Raw genomic sequence first — 7860 nt, forward strand, 5'->3', positions numbered from 1 at the left:
GGGAGCGGCCGCGCCGCTCGCGGACCTCGCGCCGGCCGGGCACGCCCCCGTCTTCCTCGACGTCCTCGGCGAGACCCGGCGGGAGGGCTTCGAGCAGATCCGTTCGGCGCCCCCGGGGCTCGTACGGACGGAGCTGGCCCGGGTGTACGCGGGGCAGGGCGCCCCACCGCGCTGGGTGCGGGGCCTGTACGAGGGCGAGGCGGAGGCGTGGCGGACCGTGGACCGGGCGCAGCGAGCGGCGTACGAGACGGTCCTCGCCCCGGTGTGGCCGCTCGTCCAGGACCTGCACCGGGCGGAGTTCGCCCGGCACGCGCTCGCCGTGGCGGAGCGGGGACTCGGGGCGGCCCTTCCGGCCCTGGTGCCGGGTTCGCGCCTGCGGGACGGGGTCTGGGAGGCGGCGGGCGCGGTGGCCGGGCGGGGCGGTGGGGGCCGGGACGTACGGCTCGGCGGGCGGGGGCTGGTGCTGCTGCCGACCTTCCACTGGCGGGGCGGCCCGCTCGTGCAGGACCTGCCGGGCCGTCCGGTGGTCCTCGCCTGCCCGGCGGGCCCGGGCCTGCCCCTCGTACCCCTGGCGGCCGCCGCGTCCGGCGAGGGTCTGGCGGGCGTGCTGGGCCGTACCCGGGCGGAGGTGCTGCTCGCCCTGGCGGAGCACCGGACGACCACGGAGCTGGCGCGCCGAACCGGTGTCAGCGACGCGACCGCCTCGGCCCACGCCGCGGCGCTGCGGGCGGCGGGGCTGATCACGACGGTGCGGACGGGCCGTTCGGTCCACCACGCGCGCACCGGCCTGGGTTCCCTCCTGACCGGCCCGGCCGGGGGCCGTCCGCCCGGGGCGGGACACGGAACGGACTGACCGCGAAGGAAGACGGCCGGGGCCGTACTACCGCAGGGCGTCGGCGACCTCGCGGGCCGCGTCGACCACCCGGGGGCCCACCCGCTCCGGGACGGCGTCGGTGAGCATGACGACGCCGACGCTGCCCTCGATGCCGGTGACGCCGATGAGAGGGGCGGCGGCACCGCTGGCGCCGGCTTCCAGTTCGCCGTGGGTGAGGGTGTAGGTGGGCTCGGTCAGTCCGCCCTGGCGGGCGGCGAGGATCGCGCGCCCGGCGGCCCCCCGGTCGAGCGGGTGGCGGAAGCCGGCCCGGTAGGCGACGTGGTAGTCGGTCCAGGTGGGTTCGACCACCGCGACGGCGAGCGCCTCGGAGCCGTCGACGAGCGTGAGGTGGGCCGTGGCGCCTATGTCCTCGGCGAGCGAGCGGAGCGCGGGCAGCGCGGCCTCGCGCACCAGCGGGTGGACCTGGCGGCCGAGCCGGAGCACGCCGAGGCCGACGCGGGCGCGTCCGCCGAGGTCACGTCGGACCAGGGCGTGCTGTTCGAGCGTGGCGAGCAGTCGGTACACGACGGTCCGGTTGACGCCGAGCCGGTTGGACAACTCGGTGACCGTCAGGCCGTGGTCGGTGTCGGCGAGCAGTTTGAGGACTCTGAGTCCCCGGTCGAGCGTCTGGGAGGTCTCCGCGGTCACGACGCCCTCTCCTTCGGAGTGAGTGGCGGCGGACTCCCACGGGGTTGCGACGCCGGTCCCGTCGGCGACGCACGTCAGAGGCCGCCGGCAGGAAGGGGTACACCGGCTGCGCTCCGCGGCGGCGCTGCCACGGGGCGATAGCTTTGAGCCGGGACAGTAGCGACCCGCTCCGCTCAGCGGAAGACCTCGTCCAGAATCCGGGCGCAGGCGGGCGGAAGGATGCCGGTTCGGGAGCAAAGTCCCGTGGACAGGGGACTTCGGCGGACAAGACGCGCTATGTCGGCGCCCTCGGCCGGGCCCTGGCCGCGGACCGCCCCACACGCCGGCCACCCGTCCGTCGCCCGCCCGCCCCCGTCCGCCGCGCCGGTCACGGCCGGATCGGGTGCCTGGGCCACGTGAGCCGGGCGGGATGCCGTGCGCGGACCCGCGTGAGGCCCGACCGCACGGCGCGGGCATGCGTGAGGCCCGTACGCACGCCGTCGTACGGGCCTCGTTCTCACCGGCCGCCTCGTCTCCCCGGCCGCCTCGTTCTCACCGGCCGGGGAGCGGGCGGGGTCACCGCATGCGGGTGGCCCACTCCTGGACCTTCTTGATCCGTTCACGGATCTGCCCGGCCGTCGCCTCCGCGCTCGGCGGGCCGCCGCAGACCCGCCGGAGCTCGGTGTGGATGACGCCGTGCGGCTTGCCGCTCTGGTGAACGTACGCGCCGACCATCGTGTTGAGCTGTTTCCTCAGCTCCAGGAGCTCCTTGTGGGAAACGACGGGCCGCCGCTCCGCCGGAAGCTCCAGGAGGTCGGCCTCGCTGTCCGGCCTCTTGCGGCTGTGCGCGATCTGCCGGGCCTGCCGCTTCTGGAGGAGCAACTGCACCTGGTCGGGTTCGAGGAGCCCGGGAATGCCCAGGTAGTCCTGCTCCTCCTCGCTGCCGGGGTGGGCCTGCATGCCGAACTCGGCGCTGTTGTACAGCACGCGGTCGAAGACGGCGTCGGACTCCAGCGCCTCGAACGGCAGCATGTCCTGCTCGCCCGTGTCCTCGTCCTGCTGGCGCTCGGCCTCCGCCATCTCCTTCTCGGACTCGGCGTACGGGTCCTCCTCGCCCTCCTTCTTCGGCTTGTCGAGGACGTGGTCGCGCTCGACCTCCATCTCGTTGGCGAAGCCGAGGAGGCTGGGGATGGTGGGAAGGAACACCGAGGCGGTCTCGCCGCGCCTGCGGGAACGTACGAAACGGCCGACGGCCTGGGCGAAGAACAGCGGGGTCGAGATCGTCGTGGCGTAGACGCCGACCGCGAGGCGGGGCACGTCGACGCCCTCGGACACCATGCGGACGGCGACCATCCACCGGTCGTTGTTCTCGCTGAACTCGTCGATGCGGCTGGAGGCTCCGGCGTCGTCGGAGAGGACGACGGTGGCCTTGGTGCCGGTGATCTCCCGGATCAGTTTGGCGTAGGCGCGGGCCGAGTCCTGGTCGGAGGCGATGACGAGGCCGCCGGCGTCCGGGATGGACTTGCGGACCTCGGTGAGCCGCTGGTCGGCGGCGCGCAGCACGTTCGGCATCCAGTCGCCGCGCGGGTCGAGCGCGGTGCGCCAGGCCTGCGAGACGGCGTCCTTGGTCATCGGCTCGCCGAGGCGCGCGGCGATCTCGTCGCCGGCCTTGGTGCGCCAGCGCATGTTGCCGCTGTAGGAGAGGAAGATGACCGGCCGGACGACGCCGTCGCCGAGGGCGTTGCCGTAACCGTAGGTGTAGTCCGCGGACGACCTGCGGATGCCGTCGTTCCCCTCCTCGTACGTGACGAACGGGATCGGGTTCGTGTCGGAACGGAACGGGGTGCCGGTGAGGGCGAGGCGCCGCGTGGCCGGCTCGAAGGCCTCCAGGCAGGCCTCGCCCCAGGACTTGGAGTCTCCGGCGTGATGGATCTCGTCCAGGATGACGAGGGTCTTGCGCTGTTCGCAGCGGTTGCGGTGGAGCATGGGCCGCACGCCGACACCGGCGTAGGTGAGGGCGACGCCGTCGTACTCCTTGCTGAGCGGCCCGGCGCTGTACTCCGGGTCCAGCTTGATCCCTATCCGCGCGGCCGCCGCGGCCCACTGCTTCTTCAGGTGCTCGGTGGGTGCGACGACGGTGACCTGCTGCACGACGTGGTGGTGGAGCAGCCAGGACGCGAGGGTCAGCGCGAAGGTGGTCTTGCCGGCGCCGGGCGTGGCGACCGCGAGGAAGTCACGAGGCTGCTCCTGGATGTACTTCTCCATGGCCCCCTGCTGCCAGGCGCGCAGCTTGTTGGCGGTGCCCCAGGGGGCGCGGCCGGGGAAGGCGGGAGAGAGGTGGTGTGAGGAGGTGGCGGTGGTAGTCACGATCTCCGGTTCGACGCTCGTCCAGATATGACAACCGGGCCACCTTACCGGCGGCCCGCCCGGAACCTCGTACGAAACAGGGCGGTGCCGCGGCGGTTGCGATCCACCTCACGTCGGGCGCCGAACGCGGGCGTGGCGGCTGTGCTCCGTGCCGGCCGGGCCCGTTCTCAGTGACCGCCACGTCCCTGACCAGGGATTCCCGCGGCCCCCCGGGAGGGCTGGAGACGGGTCGCCACCCAGGCGCCCACCGCCGCCACACCCGCCATGGGCAGGAAGACCGCGGCGAAGGCGGCCGGGTGGGAGCTGGTGGCCGCCGGCACGTGGGTGGCGGCCGCGTGGCCCACGGCGCCGCCGCCGAGGGCGGCGAAGGCGGCGCCGCCGGCCGACAGCAGCAGCACGTTGGAGAGGCCGTCGGAGATCTGGAGGGCGGCGGAGTTGGCGCCGGCCTCGTGCGGGGCCGACAGCTTCATCAGCAGCACGCTCGTGGAGGAGATCACCGCGCCCATGCCCAGGCAGCCCAGGCCCCAGGCCACGGCGACCACCCACACCGGCACGGCGTGGACGAGGACCGCCGGGGCGGTGCCGATCGCCACCGCCACGAGGACCATGCCGCCGATCACGAGCCGCTCGGTGTACGGCTCGGTCCACGGCCGCGACTGGATCCAGGAACCGAGCGCCCAGGTGAGGCCGCCTGCGGCGAGGGAGAGCCCGGCCAGGGTGGGGCTGAGGCCGCGCTGGGTGACCAGCATCAGCGGCACGAAGGACTCAGCGGCGATGAAGGACCCGGCGGCGATGCCGCGCAGCAGGACGACGGAGGGCAGTCCGCGCGCGGCCCGGGCGGTACCGCGCGGCAGGAGGCCGCGGACGGCGGGCACGAGGAGCGCGGCGCCCACGGCGGCGGGCAGCAGGGAGAGCCAGCGCAGTTCCTGCCCGGCGTACTGGAGGAGCCCCGCGCCCGCCGAGATGCCGAGCGCCAGCCGGATCCGCCGCCGGTCCCACGGCTGGACCGGCGCGGAGGGGTCGGCGGGGCCGGAGGCGGTGCGGCGGATCGCGGGGAGGGCGAGGGCGAGCGGGAAGACGACGAGGACGGGGATGCCGACGAAGACCCAGCGCCAGCCCAGGTGCTCGGTGATCGTGCCGGAGGCGAGCGGGCCGACGACCGAGGGCACGACCCAGCTGGCGGCGAAGGCGGCCATGATCGCGGGCCTCAGGTGTTCGGCGTAGGCCCGGCTGACGATGACGTACAGCGCGACGATGACCAGCCCGCCGCCGAGCCCCTGCACGGCCCGGCCGAGGACGAAGACCCACATGGCACCGGCGGTCCCCGACAGGAGCAGGCCCGCGGCGAAGGCGCTGATGCCGGTGGCGAGCGGGGCGAGCGGCCCGTTGCGGTCGGACCACTGCCCGGCGAGGACCATGCCGAAGAGGCTGGTGGTGAAGTACGCGGAGAAGGCGAAGGCGTAGAGCGGGATGCCGTGCAGCTCGCGGGCGGCGACGGGCATCGCGGTGCCGACGGCGGTGGCCTCGAAGGCGATGAGGAGGACAACGGAGACGATGCCGACGCTGAGCGCCCGGTGTGCGGAGTCGAGCACGGAGCCCCGCGGGGGCTCGACCGGCGTTTTCGGGGGGACGGTGTCGTCGGCGCCGGTCGCGGCGTCGTGGGGTTCGAGGGCGCTCATCCCCCCAGAGTAAGAGGTGAAGCAGGCAGTGACCCCTGTCAGGAGTCCCGGTTCTCCTCGGTCCTGCGACGTACGACTCCGGCGCCGGTCACCCTCCGGCCGGGCCGCGCCCGTGCGGCCCTCCCGCCCCGTCGCGCGTCCTGACGGCCCCTCCCGGGCCGTTCCGAGGCCTTCTGTGAACGGCGTGTGGCGGCGGTACGGCAGTCGCGTTGCACGCCGGCCGGCCCCCTTGAGGCCCTTCCTGGCGCGGCCCTACGGTCGTACCAGCACGCACGACCGTGTGCCCGAGTGGTTGAGGGGCTCGCCTGCAAAGCGAGTGACGCCGGTTCGATTCCGGTCACGGTCTCTGACGGATTCCTGGTCACCGCCGGGGTCCCCGCGGATCTTCACGGGCGCCCGGCGGCTGTGCCACAGACCGCGCATGAGCGATCAAGGAAGACGCAAGGTGGGCGTCGTCGCCGGCACGGCCCTCGCCGGGGCCCTGCTGCCGGGCATCACCCTCGGCACGGGGATGGCGGACGCCGTCCCCGCGGTCCTCATGGCCTCCGTGGTCCCGGCGGTGCTCACCCGACTGATCTTCATCGGCCCCTCGGGCCGCGTGCCCCTCCCGGCCCTCGCCGCCTTCGGCCTGGCCGGCTTCGTCCAGGACGCCCTGATCTGGTGGCTGCTGTCCTGGCTGGGCCCGAGGTTCTCCACCCTCCACAGCGAGGGCTTCGCGACGATCCGCCTCGCGGCCCTCTGCACCCGGGGGCGGTCCTCCTGATCTCCCAGCTCCCCTCATCACATCGCCCGGCCGAGGACCGAGCGCCGCCCCACCGCGCGCGTCACGGCAGCAGGTCGTCGGGCACCTTCACCTGCTCCCGGCAGCCGAGGAGCTCCCGCGCACTGCGCGCCAGAGCGGCGAGAAGCCGCTCCTCCGGCACCTCCGCCGCCTCCCCGGAAGCCTTGTGGAGCACGGCGACCTCCAGGGGCAGCTCCGCGCCCTGCCCGGGAGCCGTGCCCGGCACGGTGCACGGCATGACGAGCGGCGTTCCCCAGACGTCGGGCCGGGACGCGACGTACACCCCGTCCGCGACGGTACGCCAGCGGAACCTGCCCTTCCCCGAGCTCACGTGATCGATGTCGTACATCGACCACCCGACGGTCGCGGTGATCACCCGCCCGTCGCCGCCGCCCTCGATCTCGCAGGGATGCTGGACCTGCCGCCGCAGATCGTCCGCCCCGGCCCGCCACTCCCGCGCCTGAGCGACCAGCCGGCCCTCCACCTCCCCCGGCGCCCGCCCGTGCGGCCTGAACCCCTCACCGAACGCGTCCCGCAGAGCACCGACACTCTCCGCGCCGAAGACCTCCTGGCAGGCCCGCAGGGCGGCGGGATCGGGCGCGGGGGCCTGCTCCCCCGCGCCCGAGCAGGCGGTCGCGGCGAGCAGCAGACCGGCGACCCCCGCCACCGGCCGGCCCGCGACGGCTACCGCTCGCCGCGCCACTTCTTCTCCGTGAGCACCGGCCGCTCGGGCAGCCCCGCGTCGTTCTCGCAGCCCAGCTCCTTCACGACCGCCAGCGTGACGGAGTGGAGGACGGTGAGGTACGCCTCGCGGGTGGCCGGGGTGTTCGGGGGGAGTTCGTCCGAGGGGGCCTTGCTGAACCGGAGGAAGCCCTGGATGGGAGCGGGCTTCCGCTCGGACCCCTTCAGCTCCGGGCTCGAGCACTGGACGAAGAGGCTCGCCGACCTGTCGTCCACGACGGCCTCCCGGCCCATCGCGTAGAGGTGTCGGCCGGGGGCCTTCGCGCCCTTTCCTGTGTCGTACAGGTCGTCCTCGCCGTACAGGTGGAAACTAACCGTGAGCAGAGGTCTGTCGCTCTGGTGCCTGACCTCGCACATGGCCGGGTGCTGCCCGTGGAGGTCGCCCTTCGCCTGGTCGTCGGCCAGGTCCTGCGCGACCCTCCGGAGACCGCTCCCCTCGGCTTCCTGGAAAGTCTTCGCCCCCATCACCCGTTCCAGCGCCTCGGCCGCCCCGGGCGAGAGCGTGCCGTCGCACTGCTGGGCGGCGCTGACCTCCGTCGCCTCCTCGTCGCCGCCGCAGGCGGTGAGGAGGAGACCGAGGGCAAGCACGGTCGAGAGGGCCACGGACGCTCTGCTCATCGGGATTCCTCGGGGGTCGGAAGCGGACGGTCAGCCGGTCTCGGGCGCGTTGCCCGTCTGGTTCGCGTGGTCGTTGCCCTTCGCGTAACCGCCGTCGACCGATTCGATCATGTCCTGCCTGAAGTCGCTGCTCACCTTGTCGCTGTGCTGGGCGAGGAAGCGTTCCATGGGGG

The 7860-nt window shown here is 73.9% G+C and carries 7 protein-coding genes and 1 tRNA gene; 3 read left to right on the forward strand and 5 right to left on the reverse strand.

Features of this window, described 5'->3' with window-relative positions; all coding sequences use genetic code 11:
* A partial coding sequence (locus RIF68_RS19465) for a helix-turn-helix domain-containing protein (RefSeq protein WP_309052555.1) occupies nucleotides 1-853 on the forward strand: 853 nt, incomplete at its 5' end.
* 27 nt (nucleotides 854-880) lie between these two features.
* On the opposite strand, the gene RIF68_RS19470 is transcribed toward RIF68_RS19465, so the two are convergent.
* The 3 genes from RIF68_RS19470 to RIF68_RS19480 all read right to left on the reverse strand — a co-directional run bounded on the left by RIF68_RS19470 (nucleotide 881) and on the right by RIF68_RS19480 (nucleotide 5547).
* Nucleotides 881-1522 carry a helix-turn-helix domain-containing protein gene (locus RIF68_RS19470; protein ID WP_309052556.1) on the reverse strand — a complete coding sequence of 214 codons (642 nt, stop codon included), beginning with the start codon at nucleotides 1520-1522 and terminating at the stop codon, nucleotides 881-883.
* Nucleotides 1523-2077: 555 nt separating this feature from the next.
* The gene (locus RIF68_RS19475; protein WP_309052557.1) at nucleotides 2078-3868 is read right to left on the reverse strand and encodes a DEAD/DEAH box helicase; all 1791 of its coding nucleotides are present in this window, start codon (nucleotides 3866-3868) and stop codon (nucleotides 2078-2080) included.
* A 167-nt stretch (nucleotides 3869-4035) separates the two neighbouring features.
* Nucleotides 4036-5547, reverse strand: coding sequence for an MFS transporter (locus RIF68_RS19480; protein ID WP_309052558.1), 1512 nt, complete (start codon nucleotides 5545-5547; stop codon nucleotides 4036-4038).
* A gap of 274 nt (nucleotides 5548-5821) precedes the next feature.
* On the opposite strand from RIF68_RS19480, the gene RIF68_RS19485 reads away from it, so the two are divergent.
* Both RIF68_RS19485 and RIF68_RS19490 read left to right on the forward strand, forming a co-directional pair.
* A tRNA-Cys gene (locus tag RIF68_RS19485) sits at nucleotides 5822-5893 on the forward strand.
* Nucleotides 5894-5968: 75 nt separating this feature from the next.
* Entirely contained in the window at nucleotides 5969-6310 is a 342-nt protein-coding gene (locus tag RIF68_RS19490; RefSeq protein WP_309052559.1) for a hypothetical protein, read from the forward strand.
* Nucleotides 6311-6371: 61 nt separating this feature from the next.
* Here RIF68_RS19490 and RIF68_RS19495 read toward each other — a convergent pair whose 3' ends face one another.
* On the reverse strand, nucleotides 6372-7031 hold the full coding sequence (locus RIF68_RS19495; RefSeq protein ID WP_309052560.1) for a hypothetical protein: 660 nt from the start codon (nucleotides 7029-7031) through the stop codon (nucleotides 6372-6374).
* Complete coding sequence (locus RIF68_RS19500; RefSeq protein WP_309052561.1) at nucleotides 7013-7687, reverse strand: hypothetical protein; 675 nt, start codon at nucleotides 7685-7687, stop codon at nucleotides 7013-7015. The genes RIF68_RS19495 and RIF68_RS19500 overlap by 19 nt, the downstream gene beginning before the upstream one ends.
* Nucleotides 7688-7860: the final 173 nt, after the last annotated feature.

This window comes from Streptomyces sp. (assembly GCF_031178505.1).
Classification (GTDB): Bacteria; Actinomycetota; Actinomycetes; order Streptomycetales; family Streptomycetaceae; genus Streptomyces; species Streptomyces gulbargensis.

Coding starts and splice junctions, on each gene's coding strand:
- RIF68_RS19480 (WP_309052558.1), bottom strand. CDS start 5,547: ATGAGCGCCCTCGAACCCCACGACGCCGCGACCGGCGCCGACGACACC.
- RIF68_RS19490 (WP_309052559.1), top strand. CDS start 5,969: ATGAGCGATCAAGGAAGACGCAAGGTGGGCGTCGTCGCCGGCACGGCC.
- RIF68_RS19500 (WP_309052561.1), bottom strand. CDS start 7,687: ATGAGCAGAGCGTCCGTGGCCCTCTCGACCGTGCTTGCCCTCGGTCTC.